This window comes from Billgrantia hypersalina (assembly GCF_052584175.1).
In genome coordinates this window covers 697,469-714,900 of record NZ_JBMIQI010000011.1, presented here as the reverse complement: position 1 = coordinate 714,900, position 17,432 = coordinate 697,469, and the positions used below count along the sequence as shown (strand labels likewise).

At 66.0% G+C, this 17,432-nt stretch carries 14 protein-coding genes; 6 read left to right on the top strand and 8 right to left on the bottom strand.

Features of this window, described 5'->3' with window-relative positions:
• Positions 1-58 precede the first annotated feature (58 nt).
• Positions 59-1,009: an HD-GYP domain-containing protein gene (locus ACOJCM_RS10540; RefSeq protein WP_445212008.1), complete on the top strand. Its 951-nt coding sequence runs from the start codon at positions 59-61 to the stop codon at positions 1,007-1,009.
• 27 nt (positions 1,010-1,036) lie between these two features.
• On the opposite strand, the gene ACOJCM_RS10535 is transcribed toward ACOJCM_RS10540, so the two are convergent.
• The 5 genes from ACOJCM_RS10535 to ACOJCM_RS10515 all read right to left on the bottom strand — a co-directional run bounded on the left by ACOJCM_RS10535 (position 1,037) and on the right by ACOJCM_RS10515 (position 8,852).
• On the bottom strand, positions 1,037-2,098 hold the full coding sequence (locus ACOJCM_RS10535) for an AI-2E family transporter (RefSeq protein ID WP_445212007.1): 1,062 nt from the start codon (positions 2,096-2,098) through the stop codon (positions 1,037-1,039).
• Positions 2,099-2,259: 161 nt separating this feature from the next.
• The gene (locus tag ACOJCM_RS10530) at positions 2,260-3,978 is read right to left on the bottom strand and encodes a protein kinase domain-containing protein (protein WP_445212006.1); all 1,719 of its coding nucleotides are present in this window, start codon (positions 3,976-3,978) and stop codon (positions 2,260-2,262) included.
• Positions 3,979-4,030: 52 nt separating this feature from the next.
• Complete coding sequence (locus ACOJCM_RS10525; RefSeq protein ID WP_445212005.1) at positions 4,031-4,840, bottom strand: formate/nitrite transporter family protein; 810 nt, start codon at positions 4,838-4,840, stop codon at positions 4,031-4,033.
• Positions 4,841-5,224: 384 nt separating this feature from the next.
• On the bottom strand, positions 5,225-6,148 hold the full coding sequence (gene cobA / locus ACOJCM_RS10520) for a uroporphyrinogen-III C-methyltransferase (protein WP_445212004.1): 924 nt from the start codon (positions 6,146-6,148) through the stop codon (positions 5,225-5,227).
• Positions 6,108-8,852 (bottom strand): nitrate reductase, encoded by a 2,745-nt coding sequence (locus ACOJCM_RS10515; RefSeq protein WP_445212003.1) that lies wholly within the window; start codon positions 8,850-8,852, stop codon positions 6,108-6,110. Before ACOJCM_RS10515 ends, cobA begins: the two co-directional genes overlap by 41 nt.
• 417 nt (positions 8,853-9,269) lie before the next feature.
• Between ACOJCM_RS10515 and ACOJCM_RS10510 the strand changes: the two genes are divergently transcribed.
• From ACOJCM_RS10510 to nirD, 5 genes are all read left to right on the top strand, one after another.
• Positions 9,270-9,902: an ANTAR domain-containing response regulator gene (locus ACOJCM_RS10510; protein WP_445212002.1), complete on the top strand. Its 633-nt coding sequence runs from the start codon at positions 9,270-9,272 to the stop codon at positions 9,900-9,902.
• Positions 9,899-10,939: a CmpA/NrtA family ABC transporter substrate-binding protein gene (locus ACOJCM_RS10505; protein WP_445212001.1), complete on the top strand. Its 1,041-nt coding sequence runs from the start codon at positions 9,899-9,901 to the stop codon at positions 10,937-10,939. Before ACOJCM_RS10510 ends, ACOJCM_RS10505 begins: the two co-directional genes overlap by 4 nt.
• Before the next feature lie 299 nt (positions 10,940-11,238).
• Positions 11,239-12,558 carry an NAD(P)/FAD-dependent oxidoreductase gene (locus ACOJCM_RS10500; RefSeq protein ID WP_445212000.1) on the top strand — a complete coding sequence of 440 codons (1,320 nt, stop codon included), beginning with the start codon at positions 11,239-11,241 and terminating at the stop codon, positions 12,556-12,558.
• Positions 12,555-15,068, top strand: a complete 2,514-nt coding sequence (gene nirB, locus ACOJCM_RS10495; RefSeq protein WP_445211999.1) for a nitrite reductase large subunit NirB — start codon at positions 12,555-12,557, stop codon at positions 15,066-15,068. The genes ACOJCM_RS10500 and nirB overlap by 4 nt, the downstream gene beginning before the upstream one ends.
• A 75-nt stretch (positions 15,069-15,143) precedes the next feature.
• On the top strand, positions 15,144-15,515 hold the full coding sequence (nirD, locus tag ACOJCM_RS10490) for a nitrite reductase small subunit NirD (RefSeq protein WP_445211998.1): 372 nt from the start codon (positions 15,144-15,146) through the stop codon (positions 15,513-15,515).
• Between the two features lie 78 nt (positions 15,516-15,593).
• Here the strand turns inward: nirD and ACOJCM_RS10485 are convergent, their stop codons facing one another.
• From ACOJCM_RS10485 to ACOJCM_RS10475, 3 genes are all read right to left on the bottom strand, one after another.
• Complete coding sequence (locus tag ACOJCM_RS10485) at positions 15,594-16,079, bottom strand: VOC family protein (RefSeq protein ID WP_445211997.1); 486 nt, start codon at positions 16,077-16,079, stop codon at positions 15,594-15,596.
• A 142-nt stretch (positions 16,080-16,221) separates the two neighbouring features.
• Positions 16,222-16,818, bottom strand: a complete 597-nt coding sequence (locus ACOJCM_RS10480; RefSeq protein ID WP_445211996.1) for a PIN domain-containing protein — start codon at positions 16,816-16,818, stop codon at positions 16,222-16,224.
• Between the two features lie 92 nt (positions 16,819-16,910).
• Positions 16,911-17,432: a hypothetical protein gene (locus tag ACOJCM_RS10475; protein ID WP_445211995.1), complete on the bottom strand. Its 522-nt coding sequence runs from the start codon at positions 17,430-17,432 to the stop codon at positions 16,911-16,913.

The following is a 17,432-nucleotide window of genomic DNA, read 5'->3' as shown; positions in this document are numbered from 1 at the left end:
ACGCCGATAACATGGGTAAGGCCGTTCACGGCAAGGTCTTCACCGGGGAGGAAGCTGCATGGAAAATATGGCGCAGCATGCCGAACACGAACAGCAGCGGCTCGAAGCACTGACCCGCGAGCTTGCCGAGCTCAACGCTTCCCTGGAGCAACGCGTCGAGGCGCGCACGCAGGAACTCAAGCAGACCGCCGACATGCTCGAGGCCGCGTACACCGACTTGCGCCAGAGCTACGTGACCGCAACGCGGAGCTTCTCCTCTCTGATCAGCCAACGCCTGCCACCGCGCTTCCAGACCAACGACAAGGTCGGCGTCGTGGTTCAGGCCTTCAGCGTGGAACTCGGCCTCGACGAGACACTACAGCACGACCTTCAGCTGGCCGCCGCGCTCTACAACCTGGGCAAGCTGACCTGGAACGACCGCCTGCTCCTCACGCCCTCCGAGCGGCTCAGCTGTCAGCAGCGCGAGACGTATCGCCACTATCCCGTCATCAGCGAAAGTCTGCTGATGGCGCTCGATCACATGGGAGGGGCGGCACGCCTGATTCGTCACCATCGCGAGCACTGGAACGGCAACGGATTTCCCGACCGGCTGCAGGGTGAAGCCATCCCCTACGGCGCCAGGATGCTGGGGCTCGCCGTGGATTTCATTGAACTCCAGCGTGGCATGATCCTGCCGCGCCAGGTTCCCCGCCCCCAGGCACTGGAACTGCTGCGCAAGTTCGCCGGACGCATCTACGACCCAGTCCTCGCCCGCGCTTTCGTTACGCTCTGCCTCGACCAGGCACCCGACCTCGAGAGCCACGGCCGCCCGGTTCTGGCGCTGGAGACGCGCCAGCTCGAACCCGGCATGACCCTGGCCCAGGACCTGTACTCCGCCAGTGGCATGCTGCTGCTGCATGAGGGCAAGCAGCTCGACGCCCACCTGATCGACAAGCTGATGCGACTCGAAGAGGCCGAGGAAAAGCGCTACACGCTGCAAGTCTATCGAGACGGAGGCGAGGTTGAGTGAGCGAAGAAGGCGCGGCGCGCCTGAGTGTCATTCCCCCAGCACTTCCACATCGTCGTGCAGCACATCCTCGACATAGAGCATCTGCACGGCCACCACCGCCGCCACCGCCAGCGGTGCCGATAACACCACCCCGGGAACCCCGGCCACGGCGGCACCGGCCAGCTGCACGATGACGGTATAGGCCGGGGGCAGGCGCACCATGCCCTTGGCGGCCAGCGGCATCACCAGGTTCGACTCCAGCGTCTCGACCACGGAATAGAGCACGACGGCATAGAGCGCGAGTTCGGGAGATTCGAGAAAGGCGATCATGACGGTGGGAATGGCGCCGATGATCGGTCCCAGGTAGGGAATGAAGGTGAGCAGCCCGGCAATCAGTCCCAGCGCACCGGCCATGGGAACGCCAAGAAATACCAGGCCGAGTCCGATGAAGACACCGACGAAGACCATCGAAACCACCCGGCTAAGCAACCACAGGCGCAGCGAGCGGCCCTGCATGTGGACCACCTCGTGCAAGCGCTCACGATAAGCGGGTGGGCACAGCATCACCATGTTGCCGACGTAATGGGACGGGCTCAGCACCAGATAGAAGCCGATCAGCAGGATGAGCAGGAAGCTGGCGATGCCGCCGAATGCGGTCGAGAAGAACCCGGCAAAGTAATCGAGGACCGGCTGGCCGATGAGCTGGGCAGGATCTTCCACTTCTTGCAGTGCCGTCTCGACACCCGGCAACTCGCGCATCACGGAGAGAAGCCGCTGGAGTGCCTCGGGCAGCTGCTGGATCAACTGCGGCAACTGCTGTGCCAGGCGCGGCCCCACCAGCGCCCCCAGCCCGAACAGCAGCAGGAGGATCAGCGTCAGGGCGAGGGTCAGCGCCCATTTACGCGACAACGGCAAGTAGCGCTGGCAGAGGCGCACCACCCCATCGATCGACACGGCCACGAGAATGCCGGCAAACACCAGCAGCAGCACATCGAGAAGCTGGCTGGCGAAATAGAGCAGAATCGCCACCAGGCTGGCCATTCCGATGACGACCAGCACACGTCGGGTGAAGCGCGAAATCGAGTCGGCGCCGCTCTCCTTGTCGGCCATGTCTGCTCCTTGCCTGTTGCGGCATCAGCCACCTCGCGCCATTCCAGGCGCCTGCAGACTCAGCCTAGCAGATGGGCGACAACCGCTCACTCCAGGCGACTGCGGACGAGAGGAGATTCAGCGATGGCTGCCGAGCCTAGCGAATAACGGCCCGGCGGGGCTCAATCGAGCAGCAGCACAAGCACCAGCAGTGCCAGCAGTGCGGCCACGCTTTTCCAGAACAGGGCGGGGTCGCGCTCGATCAACGGCGGACGAGCCCGCTTCACGAAGGCCGGGCTGGGCCGGCGCAGTTCATGGACGAATTCGGATAGCGCCTCGAAGCGCCGTTCGGGCTGGGGGTGCAGCGCTTTTCTGAGCACCTCGTCGAGCCAGGCCGGCAGCTCGCGGTTGGCGGCAAGCGCCGAACGGTAGCTCAGCCGGTGCTGCGCCGCCCGGCTGCGCGCCTTGGCCACGTCGGTACCGTAGGGCAGCGATCCGGTAAGCATCTGGTAGGTCATTGCAGCCAGCGAGAACAGGTCCGAGCGCGGCGTGGCCGGCTCGCCGAGAAAACACTCCGGCGCCGTGTAGGAGGCCGTGCCGAGCAGTTCGTTCGCCTGACCCACCCCGCATTCCGCAATACCGGCCACGCGAACCGAGCCGAAATCGATGAGGGTCGCGTGGCCCGTGGCGTCGATCATGACGTTATGTGGCCGCAGGTCCTGGTGCACCATCTCGAGGCGATGGAAGGCGCGCAGGCCCCGGGCGAGCTGCTCGACGAGGTCGCGCACGGTTTCCAGGGGCAGATGCGGTTCGTCGCGCAGCCACTGGGCCAGCGTGCGGCCCTCGATGAACTCCGTCACGCTGTACAAGTAGCGGCGCCTGCGCGCCGACCGGTGCGCCTTCACCACGTGAGAGTTCTCGATGCGCCGGGCGATCCACTCCTCGAGAAGGAAGCGCTCGACGTGTGCCGGATCCTCGCGCAGCTCGGTCGCCAGGGTCTTGATGACTACCTTGTCCGAGGTTTCCTCGTCCACCGCCAGGTAGGCGTGGCTACGAGCGCTGGCGTGAAGCTGACGCACGATGCGATAGCCGTCGAAGCTTATGCGCGGCTCGAGCTGCGGCGGGAATGGCAGCCGCGTTTCCTCCGAGTAGGCTTCGCCGGCACGGCCCAGCGGCACCTCATCCACCCTCACCACCTGCACCGTGAGATTGTCATCGCTTCCCGCATCATAGGCTGACTGCACCAGGGCGCGGGCGGCGGCGTCCAGGTCCGCGGGGTGCTCGGCGAGGATTCGCTGCATGCACGCCTCGTCGAGATGCTCGTAGACGCCATCGGTCATGAGCAGAAAGACCTCGCCCGCCTCCACGGGCAGGGCCAGGTAGTCGATCTCGAGCTGCTCGTTCATGCCCATCGCCCGGCTGAGGTAGCTCCTGTCCGGTGCCAGCCAGGCACGATGCTCGCGGGTCAGCGGCTCGAGGGCGCTACCGGTGAAGCGATAGAGCCGCGCATCGCCCACGTGGAAGACGTGGGCCGTGCGCGACTTCAGCACCAGCGCGGTGAAGGTACAGACGTAGCCGCGGTCCTTGTCCCAGCGAAACTCGCTGCGCCGGGTCTGGGCGTGCAGCCAGGAGTTGGTCGCCATCAGCACCCGCTGCGCCGCGGTTTTCACGGTCCAGCTCTCGGCGGTGCAGTAGTAATCCTCGATGAAGCTCTTGACCGCCGATTCGCTGGCGACCCGGCTCACCGTGCTGGTGCTGATGCCGTCGGCCAGCGCCACCACGATCCCCTTGCTCGACAGCTGCGGCTCACGGGGCACGTAGGCCCCGTGAAAGTCCTGGTTGACCGGCTTGCGCCCCGCCTGCGAACACTGACCCAGGGCAACCCGCAGGCGGCCCGTCACGCTCGCCTCTCCTGCCCTTGTTCCCACGCTTGCGGCAGGCGCTGCGCCTCGCTCAGAGATCACGCAGCGGCGCGGTGCGCACGTGAGTGGCGTAGAGCGTCAGGCCGGTCAGCGATAGCCCACCGATCAGGTTGCCCACCACCACGGGGATCTCGTTCCAGATCAGGTAATCCATGATCGAGAAGCCGCCGCCCATCATCATCGCCGACGGGAACAGGAACATGTTGACGATGGAGTGCTCGAAACCCATGAAGAAGAACACCATGATCGGCATCCACATGGCGATCACCTTGCCGCCCACCGTGGTCGAGATCATCGCCCCGACCACGCCGAGCGAGACCATCCAGTTGCACAGGATGCCGCGAATCAGGATGGTCAGCATGCCCGCCGCGCCGAACTCCTTGTAGCCGAGGGTACGCGCATGGCCGATGCCGGCGATCTTCTGGCCCACCTCATCCGGCGGCGTGGAAAAGCCGTAGGTAAAGACGATGGCCATCAGCACCGCCACGGTCAGGGCGCCGGCCAGGTTGCCGCAGAAGACCTTGCCCCAGTGGACCAGGATTCTCTCGATGGTGACCCCGGGGCGGCGATCCAGCCAGGCCAGCGGCGTGAGCACGAACACCCCGGTCAGCAGGTCGAAGCCCATCAGGTAGAGCATGCAGAAGCCGACCGGGAACAGGGCGGCCCCGAGGATGGCCGAGCCGCTCTGTACCGTGATGGTTACGGCGAATACCGCCGCCAGGGCCAGGATGGCTCCCGCCATGAAGGCGCGAATCAGCACGTCCCGCGTGGCCATGTGGAGCTTGGACTCACCGGCATCCACCATTTTGGTCGCGAATTCCGAAGGAAGCAGATAGGACATAGTGTTCTCGACGCTCCTGGCGTTTCTCCGTGTCGTCACTGGCGCGACAAACGCAAGGGCGCCTGAAGCCGGCGTGCAGCTCCAGGCGCCCTTGCCTGTGTTCGTCGTGTTGTCGTGGGGCCTTGTCGCAAGGCCGGGGATCGTCGTTGATCCTGCCGGCCCGCCTGCGAATGCAGCAGGCCCTGCCCAAGGACAAGCACGGAGCGTGCCAACTCGTCACAACATGGAAAAATAGGCGCACCAGGCGGGAGTCGACGGGGGTTTCACGCCGCGTGCTTCGCTGCCGGGCTTGCTTCAGAAAGCAGTGCGGCCCCTATTCACGACGAATAGAGGCCACACCGGTGCAACCTTAAGGGCCGACGCCCGAACTTGGTGCAACCCGTCTCAGCCGCGCGGGTGCGTTGCGTCCCGGGCAGGCTGCGCCGCGGCCGGGCTGGTCGCGACCATGCTCACCACGCTGCCCACTACGATCAGGCAGGGCGACGGTAGCGGCGTAGCGGCGAGCTTGTCCGGCATGTCGGCCAGCGTGCCGACCAGCGAGGCCTGCTCCGGCAGGCTGGCATTGGCCACCAGCATGATCGGCCAGTCGTCGGGCAGCCCGGCGCGGCGCAGCCCGCTGCAGATGGCTTCGACCTTGGTCAAGCCCATGTAGAAGATCAGCGTCTCGTCGGTGCGCGCCAACTCGGCCCAGTCGGGCTCGCCGCCTTTGCGGCACAGCTGGGCGGTGACGAAGCGCAGCTGCTGGGCATGGGCGCGGTCGGTCAGCGGTATGCCCATGCCGGCGGCGGCCGCCGAGGCGGCGGTGATACCCGGCACGATCTCCGCCTCCACCCCGGCTTCGGCCAGCGCAGCGAGCTCCTCGCCCATGCGCCCGAACACGCCGGGGTCGCCGCCCTTGAGCCGCACCACCGACTTGCCCTGCCCCGCGAGTTTCACCAGCAGCGCCCCGATCTCGGCCTGGGGCACGCTGTGGTGGCCACGCTCCTTGCCCACGTAGTAGCGCTCATGACCGGCGGGAATCAGCGCCAGCACGTCGTCGCCCACCAGGCGGTCGTAGACCACCGCGTCGGCCTGCTGCAGCAGGCGGGCGGCCTTGAGCGTGAGCAGTTCGACGTCGCCGCTGCCCGCCCCCACCAGGTAGACCCGGCCCGGGCGGCACTCGCCGTCCAGCGTCACGGTGGGGGCCGGGGTGCTGCGCGTGCCACCGAACGGCGAGCGAACGATATGGCCCAGGCCGTGCAGCCGCGACAGGGCCGCCTGCATCTGTTCAGGCGACAGCAGTGACTTCAGTTGGCTCAGCGCTCGCATGGGCCTTCTCCTCTTCGATAAGCGATTTCAGCTCGGGAATGCAGCTTCCGCACTGGGTGCCACAGGCCAGCCTGGCGCCCAGCGCCTCGACGCTGTCGTCGCCTTCACGGATGGCCCCTAGGATAGCGCGTTGACCCACCTGGTGGCAGCTACAGACCACCGGCCCCTGGTTGGCCGCGCCGTCGTCGCAGCCGGCCAGCAGGCGACGGCGATGGGAGGCCTCCAGCCTTTCACCTTTGGCGGCTTCGCCGAAGCGCGCGGCAAGCCAGCCCAGGTTGGGAAGTTCTTTGGGCGGCCCCGACAGGAACCACCAGCGCAAGCGCCCGTCGGCATCGACACCGGCCGCACGCAGGCGACCGCCGGCGGGGTCGGTGCACCACAGCGTGGGCGCCACCGGGAGCCGCTCATTCAGCCAGGCCAACCACTCCGGCGCCTCGCCCGGCTCGCCACCGGCCAGCTGCCAGCGCTGGCAGTCGCCCAGCGGAATGCGCGCCCAGTAGCGGCTTTCTTCGCACCAGGTCGACTCATGTACGTCCAGGTCGCCGGCTACCAGCAGGGTGGCTTCCCAGCCGATGGCAAGCGGCTCCAGCGCCACCGCGCCGTGCTTGGATTCCGGCTGGCCGGACACCGGATCGAGGTGCGCCTCGAGCAACTCGCCCATGCGCGCCGAGCCGCTGAAGTGACCGCTCCAGTGCATCGGGATGAATACCTCCCCGCAGCGCTGGCCGCGAGTCAGCCGTACGCGGCCGATAAAGCGGCCACCGGCGCCGTGCAGGCGCGCCAGGTCATGCTCCTCCACGCCCAGCGCGGCGGCATCCTCCGGTGCGATTTCGATGAACGGCTCGGCACGGTGATTCATCAGCCGTGGCGCGCGGCCGGTGCGGGTCATGGTGTGCCACTGGTCGCGAATGCGCCCGGTGTTGAGCCGCAGCGGCCTGGCCTCGTCCAGCGCCTGGGCCGGCGGGCGCGGGCGTACCGGCAGCAGGCGGGCGCGGCCGTCGGGCGTGGCGAAGCGGCCGTCGGTGAAAAGTCGGGCGGTGCCATGCGGAGCATTGACGTTCACCGGCCACTGGATCGGTGCCAGGCCGTCGTACCCGTCTCGATCGAGCCCAGCCAGGCCGGAGATGTCGAACAGACGGCGGCTCTCGCCCGGGCCGTCCCCGTTCTCGAAGCCGGAGAGCCGGGCGTGCTCGTCGAAGATCTCGCCGGGGTGGGTGTAGGCGAAGGCTTCGCCGAAGCCCAGCCGCTTGGCCACCTCGCAGACGATCCACCAGTCGTGGCGCGCCTCCCCCGGCGGCGGCAGGATGCCGCGCTGGCGTGAGATGCGACGCTCGGAGTTGGTCACGGTGCCGTCCTTCTCCGACCAGCTGGAGGCTGGCAGCACGATGTCGGCATAGGCCAGCAGGTCGGCATCGGCCATGCACTCGGAGACGATCACCAGCGGGCACTTCGCCAGCGCCGCGCGCACCCGTTCGGCCCGCGGCAGGCTCACCGCCGGGTTGGTGGCCATGATCCACAGCGCCTGCACCTCGCCGCGCTCGATCGCCTCGAACAGCGCCACCGCCTTGTGCCCGGGCGCGCCGGGCAAACACGGCACCCGCCGCGCGGTAGCCCAGAAGCGGGTGACGCGGTCCCGTGCGCCGGGGGTGTCGTAGTCCATATGGGCGGCGAGCTGGTTGGCCAGCCCCCCGACTTCGCGCCCGCCCATGGCATTGGGCTGGCCGGTGATCGAGAATGGCCCCGCTCCCGGCAGGCCGATCTTGCCGCCCGCCAGGTGGCAGTTGATGATGGCGTTGCCCTTGTCGGTGCCGCTGCTGGACTGGTTCACGCCCTGGGAGAACAGCGTGACCACGTGCAAATGGCTGGCGAACCAGTAGAAGAAGGTTTCCAGGCGTTCCGCATCGAGATCGCAGTCGGCGGCGATGGCTTCCACGCCGTCATCCTGCTCGCGCGCCGCGGCCAGCGCCTCCTCGAAGCCCTGGACATGGGCTTCCAGATAGACCCTATCGAGCTTGTCGCGCTCGGCCATCCACGCCAGCAGCCCCGTGAACAGGCGCGCATCGCTGCCGGGCGCCAGGCCCAGGTAGAGATCGGCGAGCTCGCAGGTATCGGTGACCCGCGGGTCGATCACCACGATACGCAGCAGCGGGTTGCGCTGCTTGGCCACCTTGAGCCGCTGGTAGAGCACCGGATGATTCCAGGCCAGGTTGGAGCCCACCAGCACCACCAGCTCGGCCTCCTCGAGATCCTCGTAGCTGCACGGCACGGCGTCGGCGCCGAAGGCGCGCTTGTGGGCGGCCACCGCCGAGGCCATGCACAGCCGGGAGTTGGTATCCAGGTGCGGCGTGCCGAGAAAGCCCTTGAACAGCTTGTTGGCGACGTAATAGTCCTCGGTCAGCAGCTGCCCCGAGAGATACGCGGCCAGCGCCTGCGAACCGTGGGCGGCCTGCACGGCCGTGAGCCGCTCGGCCACGGTATCCAAGGCGGTTTCCCAGTCCGTTTCGACGCCATCGACCCGGGGCCGGGTCAGGCGACCGTGATGGCCCAGCGTCTCATGCAGTGCCGAGCCCTTCACACACAGTCGGCCAAAGTTGGCGGGGTGCGCCGGGTCGCCCTGCACGTCGACGATCTCGCCGTTATCGACGCTGGCCAGCACGCCACAGCCAACGCCGCAGTAGGGGCAGGTGGTTCGGGCCTCGCGCATGTCGATCTCCTGTCGGTTGGCTCGCGAAACGACGACGCCCGCCAACGGCCATCCCCAGGGAGGCGTTGACGGGCGTCGTTGCCGCTCGGGACGCAGCACGGCACGTCCCGTTGCAAATGCTTTTGTCCTCATCAAGCAGAATGCATGCCAATACCGTGAGTCGCGCGGCGATATCAGCCGGATGGCGCCGTGCCCTGCCGTATCTCTTACCTCCAGCCTCGCGGCAGCGCACCATGCCCGGCGCGAAACCCGCCTCACTGCACCAGGCTGGTGCCGAAATGCCGAACCCGGCGCTGCGTCGCAACACGCAAGCCCATGGCCGGCTGGCCGCAAGCCACGCACGACGCGCCCTCCGCCGCTTCTGGAATGTTTCTTGCTTCTGCTAGATGGAGCCTTGTCCGGAGTCGAGCGACGCCTATGCCATCCCCCTTGAACATCCTGCTGGTCGACGACGAGGTGGTACGTGCCGCCATGGTCGAGGAGGCGCTGATGGTCGAAGGCCACCGGGTCATCTGTCGGCTCTCGAGCCCGGCCAGCCTCAACGAGATGGTCGCGCGCCACCAGCCCGACGTGGTGATCATCGACATGGAGAGCCCCGACCGGGACACCCTGGAGAGCATGGCCCTGCTCAATCGCGAGAACCCTCGCCCGGTGGTGTTCTTCGCCGACCAGCACGACTCCAGCATGCTCCAGGCCGCGCTCAAGGCCGGCGTCAGCGCCTACGTGGTCGACGGCCTGGTGCCCGAGCGGGTCGAGGCCATCGTCGAAGTGGCCATTGCCCGCTTCGACGCCTTCCAGAACATGCGCCAGGAGCTCGACAAGGCGCGCAACCAGTTGGCCGATCGCAAGCGTATCGAGCGCGCCAAGGGGCTGCTGATGAAGCACCAGGACTGCGACGAGGAGCAGGCTTACCGCATGCTGCGCAAGCTGGCCATGGATCGCGGCCAGCGCATCTCCGACGTGGCCGACAGCGTCATCGACATTCTCGACCGCCTGAACCCCATATCGCCCCAGGGGCGATCCGCTGAAAAACGGGGACCCCGCTCATGAGCCACCCGCAACACCATGCCGCCAGCCCGGAACGCGAGCGCCTTACCCTCGGCTTCGTGCCGTTGACCGACGCCGCCCTGCTGATCGTCGCCCGCGAACGGGGCTGCTTCGCCGCCGAGGGGCTGGACGTCAGCCTGTCGCGGGAGAACGCCTGGTCCACCCTGCGCGACAAGGTGGCCGCCGGCCTGCTCGACGGGGCCCAGATGCTCGCCCCCATGCCCCTGGCCATGAGCCTGGGGCTGGGCCGCGCCCCCTGCGAGGCGCTCGCCCCGCTGTTGCTTTCACGCAACGGCAATACCGTTACCCTCTCCGACGCCTTGTGCCAGGCGAGCGGTGCGACGCTTGGCGACAGCCCTGCCACCAGCGCCCTCGCCCTCGGCGACTGGCTGCGCAGGCAGAGTCAGGGCAAGCGCCCCCGGCTGGCCATGGTCTACCCCTACTCCTGCCAGCACTATCAGCTACGCGAATGGCTCACCCTCGGCGACATCGCCCCCGAGCGCGACGTGGAACTGGTGGCCATGCCACCGCCGCGCATGGTGGAAGCACTGCGCGAGGGGCTGATCGACGGCTTCTGCGCCGGCGAACCCTGGGGCACCCTGGCCCGCCACTGCGAGGTGGGGCGGCTGGTGGCGACCGGCGCCCAACTGTGGCCCAACCACCCCGAGAAGGTGCTTGGCGTGACGCGCTCCTGGGCCGAGCGCTACCCGGCCACGCTGGCCGCCCTGCTGCGTGCCCTGGCGGCAGCCGGCCAGTGGTTGGGCGCCTCGCCCGAACACCGCCGCCAGGCACTCGAGTGGCTGGCCCTGCCGCCCTACCTCGACCGCTCGGTCCGCCACCTCGACACCCTCGCTCACGACGAAGCGCCCATTCAGCAACACCTCTACGGGCCGGACGTGCTGCGCCCCACCCCGCAGGCCGCCCTGCACTTCGCCGAGCCCATCGTGCGGCAGCTGGAAGCCGAAGGCGGCCGCTTCGAGCCGGCCCTGCTGGCAGCCTGCTACAGCCCTGTGCATTTCGATGCCGCCACGCACCAGTGATGTGCATGGTCTTCTGGCGTCCAGGCGCCGGAGGGTCAACAGGCCATTCTCCAACCCCCTGACGCGCAAATAGAAACCCCCGACTAGCGACATCCTGGCCGGGTTCTTGAAACGGACCTTGTAGAAACGCGATCAACGGCGATCGCCCGACTGTCCAGCCACAGCCAGACGAATCCGACAACGACGTCTCAGCGCCTCCCGCAAGCACGGGGACCGCGCCGAGGCGTCGTTTGCGTTCATGACCGTCACAGCCGCTAGCGCAGCGAAAGACAGCAGCGAAGCGAAAGGAGGTTCGACCGATGCTCCAGCGACACCGCGACACCGCGCCGACCGACCACCTGGTCATCGTCGGCAACGGCATGGCCGGCCATCGCCTGGTCGAAGCGCTGCTCGCCCGGCCGGAGCGGCCCGCTCGCATCACCGTGATCGGCGCCGAAACGGCCCCGGCCTACAACCGCATCCTGCTCTCGCCGCTACTGGCCGCCGAGATGGAACGCGAGGCCCTGACCCTGCGCGACGCCGACTGGTACGCCGAACAGGGCATCGGGCTGGTGCTGGGCGAACGCGTGGTGACGATCGACCGCACCGCGCGGCGCCTGACCACCGACACCGGCCGCGAACTCGACTACGATCGCCTGGTGCTGGCCACCGGCTCGAACCCGGCCCGCCCGCCGGTGCCGGGACTCGAGCTGCCGGGCGTTCATGTTTTTCGCGACTTGAACGACGCCGAGGCCCTGGCACGCGCTGCCGAGCGGGGCGGCAGCGCCGTGGTGATCGGCGGCGGCCTGCTCGGCCTGGAAGCCGCCGAAGGCTTGCGTAAACGTGGACAGGGCAAACGCGGCATGCAGGTCAGCCTGCTGCAGCGCGACGACCGGCTGATGAACCGCCAGCTCGACCTCACCGCCGCGCGCCTGCTGGAAAGCGAACTGCGCGGCCGCGGGCTCGATATCCATACCGGCGCCCAGCTCGAGCGCCTGGAGACTGGCCGCGACGGTCGCGTTTGCGCCGCGCTGCTGGCCGACGGCACCCGGCTCACCGCCGATTGTGTGGTGGTGGCCATCGGCATCGTACCCAACACGGCGCTTGCCCGTACGGCCGGGCTGGCCGTCAACCGCGGCGTGATCGTCGACGAGTGGCTGACCACTTCCGACCCGGCGATCCATGCACTCGGCGAATGCTGCGAGTTCGAAGGCACCACCTTCGGACTGGTCGAACCGATCTGGCACCAGGTCGAGGTCTTGGCCGAGCGACTCTACGGCACGCCCGGCGCCGGCTACGTGGCGCAACCCACCGCCACCAAGCTCAAGGTCAGCGGCGTAGCACTTTACGCGTTCGGCCCGACCGATCCCGAACCCGACCATGAGGTGCTCAGCTATCGCGACCCCCAGCAGGGCGACTACCGCCGCCTGCTGCTGCGCGATGGCCGCCTGGATGGCGCCGTGCTCTACGGCGATACCGCCGCCGGCCCCTGGTACTTCGAGCAGGCCCTGGCGGGCCGCAACCTCAGCGCCTGCCGCTCGGCCCTGCTGCTCGGCCCCGCCGACGCCCAGGCCCTGCTCGACGACGCCGCCGAACACGCTCACGAATCACCGCAACGCCCCGCGAAGGAGGCCGCATGAACACGCCCGCTAAACCGCAACTGATCGTTATCGGCAACGGCATGGTCGGCCACCACCTGGTCGAGCAGCTGGTCGAACAGGGCACCACCGAGCGCTACGCCGTCACCGTGTTCGGCGAGGAGCGCCACCTGGCCTACGACCGCGTGCACCTCTCCGAGTACTTCAGCGGCCGCGACGCCGCCTCGCTGGCGCTCTCCACCGCCGACTACTACGCCGAGCACGGCATCGAACTGCGCCTGCACGAGGCGGTCACCGAGATCGACCGCGACAAGGGCGAGGTCGTCACGCCGAAGGGCCGCTACGCCTACGACCGCCTGGTGCTGGCCACCGGCTCCTACCCCTTCGTGCCGCCGATTCCCGGTAACGACCGCGAGGGTTGCCTGGTCTACCGCACCCTGGAGGATCTCGACGCCATTCGCGAAGCCGCCGAAACCGCTACCACCGGCGTGGTGGTGGGCGGCGGTCTGCTCGGTCTGGAAGCCGCCAACGCCCTTCGCGGCCTCAACCTCGACACCGCCGTGGTGGAGTTCGCCCCGCGGCTGATGCCGATGCAGGTGGATAGCGAAGGCGGCGAGCTGCTGCGCGAGAAGATCGAGGCGCTGGGCGTACAGGTGCTCACCGGCCGCGCCACCCAGGAGATCGTCGACGGCGAAGCCAGCCGCCACCGCATGGTGTTCCAGGACGACAAAGTGCTGGAGACCGACCTGATCGTCTTCTCCGCCGGCATTCGCCCGCGCGACGAACTGGCCCGCGACTGCGGCCTGGAAATCGGCGAGCGCGGCGGCGTGGTGATCGACGACAGTTGCCTGACCAGCGACCCGGCGATTCTCGCCATCGGCGAAGTGGCGCTGTGGAACAACAGCATCTTCGGCCTGGTCGCCCCCGGCTACCAGATGGCCAAGGCCGCCGCCGCCACCCTGCTACAGGGTAATGAATCCTTCAAGGGCGCCGACATGAGCACCAAGCTCAAGCTGATGGGCGTGGACGTGGGCTCCATCGGCGACGCCCACGGCGACCGCACCCCCGGCGCGCGCCAGTTCCGCTTCCTCGACCCCATCAAGCAGCAGTATCGCAAGCTGGTGGTCTCCAGCGACGGCAAGCGCGTGGTCGGCGCCATGCTGGTGGGTGACAACAGCTACTACGACACCCTGCTGCAGTACTACGCCAACCGCATCGAGCTGCCCGAGGACCCGGCCGCGCTGATCCTGCCGGCCGGTGGCGAAGCCGCCCCCGCGCTGGGGCCGGACGCCCTGCCGGAAACCGCCACCATCTGCTCGTGCCACAACGTCACCAAGGGCGGCGTGTGCGCTTCCATAGATGCCGGCGCGGTGGATCTCGCCACGGTGAAGGGCGAGACCCGTGCCAGCACCGGCTGCGGCGGCTGCGCCGCCCTGCTCAAGAACCTGGTGGACCATGAGCTGGAGAGCCGCGGCGTGGAGGTCGACAAGTCGATCTGCGAGCACTTCGCCCATACCCGTCAGGAGCTCTACGACATCGTGCGGGTGGAAGGCATCAAGACCTTCAGCGAGCTGATGGCGAAGCACGGCAACCCGGAGACCCACAAACTAGGATGCGACATCTGCAAGCCGGCGGTGGCCTCGATACTCGCCTCCTGCTTCAACGAGCCGATTACCGACGCGGCCCACATCCCGCTGCAGGACACCAACGACACCTTCATGGCCAACATGCAGAAGAACGGCACCTACTCCGTCGTTCCCCGCGTGCCGGGCGGCGAGATCACCCCCGACAAGCTGGTGGTGCTGGGCCAGGTGGCGCAGAAGTACCAGCTCTACACCAAGGTGACCGGCGGCCAGCGCATCGACCTGTTCGGCGCCCGCCTGGAGGACCTGCCGGCTATCTGGGGCGAGCTGATCGAAGCCGGCTTCGAGACCGGGCACGCCTACGGCAAGTCGCTGCGTACGGTGAAGTCCTGCGTGGGCAGTACCTGGTGCCGCTACGGCGTGCAGGACAGCGTGGGCATGGCGATCCAGCTGGAGCACCGCTACAAGGGCCTGCGCGCCCCGCACAAGATCAAGTTCGGCGTTTCCGGTTGCACCCGCGAGTGCGCCGAGGCCCAGAGCAAGGACATCGGCGTGATCGCCACCGAGAACGGCTGGAACCTGTACGTGTGCGGCAACGGCGGCATGCGCCCGCGCCACGCGGAACTGTTCGCCACCGACCTCGACGACGAGCAGCTCTACCGCATCATCGACCGCCTGCTGATGTTCTACATCCGCACCGCCGACCGCCTGCAGCGCACCTCGGTATGGCGCGAGAACCTGGAAGGCGGCCTGGACTACCTCAAGCAGGTGATCCTCGAGGACAGCCTCGGCATCGGCGAGGAGCTCGACCGCCAGATGCAGACCGTTATCGACACCTACGAGTGCGAATGGGCCAAAGCCATCAGCGACCCGGAGAAGCTCAAGCGCTTCCGCAGCTTCGTCAACGACGCACGCCCGGACCCGGACATCATTTACACCACCGAGCGCGGCCAATTAAGACCAGCCTGACGGAACGGCGGCGCCCTGCGCGCCGCCACTTCCCCGTGCCCTGATGACGAATAACGATTCTGGAGCCTGACAAAAATGAGCACAGCAACTGCGGCCAAGACCATGACCCAAACCTGGCAAACCGTCTGTACCCGCGCCGACCTGGTGCCCTACTCCGGTGTCGCCGCCTGGGTGGAAACCCCCGAAGGCCCCGCCCAGGTGGCGATCTTCTACTTGCCTGGCCACGCGCAGGAACTCTACGCCATCGACCACCATGACCCTTTCTCGAAAGCCAACGTGATCGCCCGCGGCATCGTCGGCGACCTCAAGGGCCAGCCCGTCATCGCCTCGCCGATCTACAAGCAGCACTTCCGCCTGGAAGACGGCCAGTGCCTGGAGGATGAAAGCGTGCGGCTGCGTACCTGGAAGGTGAACTTCAAGGGCGATGAGGTGTGGATCGAGGCGTGAGGTTTCCGCCTTTTGAAAAGAAAAAGCCGCCGACGCTGGAGAAAAGCGTCGGCGGAATTGGGTAGGCCCTTTCTCATCTCAACCGCGAAAGGCGGCCTCGATCTTGGCGATGTCGATTTTCTGCATCGTCATCATGGCCTCGAAGGCCCGCTTGGCGGCGGCGCGGTCGGGGCTGGTGAAGGCCTTCGTCAGTGCGATCGGCGTGATCTGCCAGGAGATGCCCCACTTGTCCTTGCACCACCCGCATTCGCTCTCCTGCCCACCATTGCCGACGATGGCGTTCCAGTAGCGATCCGTCTCCTCCTGGTCTTCGGTCGCCACCTGAAACGAGAACGCTTCGCTGTGCTGGAAGGCAGGCCCACCGTTCAGCCCGAGGCACGCCACGCCTAGCACGGTGAATTCGACCGTCAGTACGTCCCCCTCCTTCCCCGCTGGATAATCCCCAGGCGCGCGGTGCACCGCGTCGAGCGAGGAATCGGGGAAGGTCTCGGCGTAAAATTGCGCGGCTTCCTCAGCGGCATCGTCATACCAAAGGCAGATCGTGTTCTTAGCCATGTGCTTCATGATCGGCTCCCTTCTCTAGGTGATTGCTGTGGATGGCAATCTAGTGTCGAACGGAGGTGGCTGAATTCGACAGTGGCGGTGACGCCAGACTTTTCAGCAGCGGCGCGTCGGCAGGAGCGTCCCTTGCATGAATTTGTGAAGGCTACTGTGGCAGCTGGTACGAGACATTGCCATTATTCACTTTTATGTACTTGCGCTGCTCCAGGTCTTTCACTATGGAGCTTAGCTGCTGTTCCGATAGCTTCTCAGTAAATAGCGAATTGATGGTATTAGCGAGCGTCTTGACCTTGCGTGGCCGCGCCTGCCCCCGACCAGCCAAATTTTTCACGATGGCGGACATCATGTCGTCGGTAGAGGTAGCCGTGGACATTCTTACTACGGGAATTTCTGCCAAGTCTCGCTCACGCTGGATTTTAATGCCACGCGACTTGAGATGCTTGATTAGCGTGTCAAAACCAGTATCGCGGGAGATGATGTGGAAGTACGCGTTTGAGTCCTTGGCCGCGAACTCACCAATGTAATAGGCAATGTGGAAATCAAGAGCGTTTTTTCCGGTGCCGGTGATCTTTATGTACTGCGCCGCATCGCCAAGTGCTTGCATAGCCGCAGCCAGATCGAATGGTATTTTTACTTGGTTTGCACCAACGAAAACCACCACTTTGAAAGGATGCTGCTTGAGAAGCTCCAGGTTGCTCGGCTGCACATTCTCAAAATCTATCAGGACATAGTTTGTTGCCAAGCAGGCTCTCCTTGATTGGGTCCTAAAGCCCACATAAACGGCGCGACTTCAGGAGCGTCCGGCGGCCGCAGGAAGCTAATTTAATGTGATTGTTAGGGTGTCATATACTTCAATGACTGCCTGACCATTTCATCAACATAGCCAATTGCTGCATTAAGGCTTGGTTGATACATCGTAGGATGTGCACATTGATTTCTTTGAGATAACTGCCCATGAAGAACTCGCAATTGTGCTCTGTTTATGAATTTCACTTCTTTCCCAACATCAAGTATTTGAGATTCTGAAAATTGTTCTTTCAGCTCGGTAAGGTCTTTGAAGTTCCATTTTGAACGCAGTGAGCGGATATCAAACTCGCGTTGTGCGTACAGGTACTCTGCAAATACTGAAAAATGGCCAGCCCAAGAAAATACGATACTGGCTTTAAAGAGACCATGCTCCAAGCAACGGGCTGACTCACGGAAGTACTCCTGGACGTCTATTGGTGCCCCTGAAAGCTTCTTGACTAGATCCTCAAGGAGTACGACGCGAGAAGCAGCAGATTCGTGAAAAGCCAGCACCTGATGACCAGCACGCTGTGCTTTACGTGCTTTAGAGATCCACTCCAAGTATGACAT

Coding starts and splice junctions, on each gene's coding strand:
- ACOJCM_RS10540 (WP_445212008.1), top strand. CDS start 59: ATGGAAAATATGGCGCAGCATGCCGAACACGAACAGCAGCGGCTCGAA.
- ACOJCM_RS10535 (WP_445212007.1), bottom strand. CDS start 2,098: ATGGCCGACAAGGAGAGCGGCGCCGACTCGATTTCGCGCTTCACCCGA.
- ACOJCM_RS10525 (WP_445212005.1), bottom strand. CDS start 4,840: ATGTCCTATCTGCTTCCTTCGGAATTCGCGACCAAAATGGTGGATGCC.
- cobA (WP_445212004.1), bottom strand. CDS start 6,148: ATGCGAGCGCTGAGCCAACTGAAGTCACTGCTGTCGCCTGAACAGATG.
- ACOJCM_RS10515 (WP_445212003.1), bottom strand. CDS start 8,852: ATGCGCGAGGCCCGAACCACCTGCCCCTACTGCGGCGTTGGCTGTGGC.
- ACOJCM_RS10510 (WP_445212002.1), top strand. CDS start 9,270: ATGCCATCCCCCTTGAACATCCTGCTGGTCGACGACGAGGTGGTACGT.
- ACOJCM_RS10505 (WP_445212001.1), top strand. CDS start 9,899: ATGAGCCACCCGCAACACCATGCCGCCAGCCCGGAACGCGAGCGCCTT.
- ACOJCM_RS10500 (WP_445212000.1), top strand. CDS start 11,239: ATGCTCCAGCGACACCGCGACACCGCGCCGACCGACCACCTGGTCATC.
- nirB (WP_445211999.1), top strand. CDS start 12,555: ATGAACACGCCCGCTAAACCGCAACTGATCGTTATCGGCAACGGCATG.
- nirD (WP_445211998.1), top strand. CDS start 15,144: ATGAGCACAGCAACTGCGGCCAAGACCATGACCCAAACCTGGCAAACC.
- ACOJCM_RS10485 (WP_445211997.1), bottom strand. CDS start 16,079: ATGAAGCACATGGCTAAGAACACGATCTGCCTTTGGTATGACGATGCC.
- ACOJCM_RS10475 (WP_445211995.1), bottom strand. CDS start 17,432: ATGTCATACTTGGAGTGGATCTCTAAAGCACGTAAAGCACAGCGTGCT.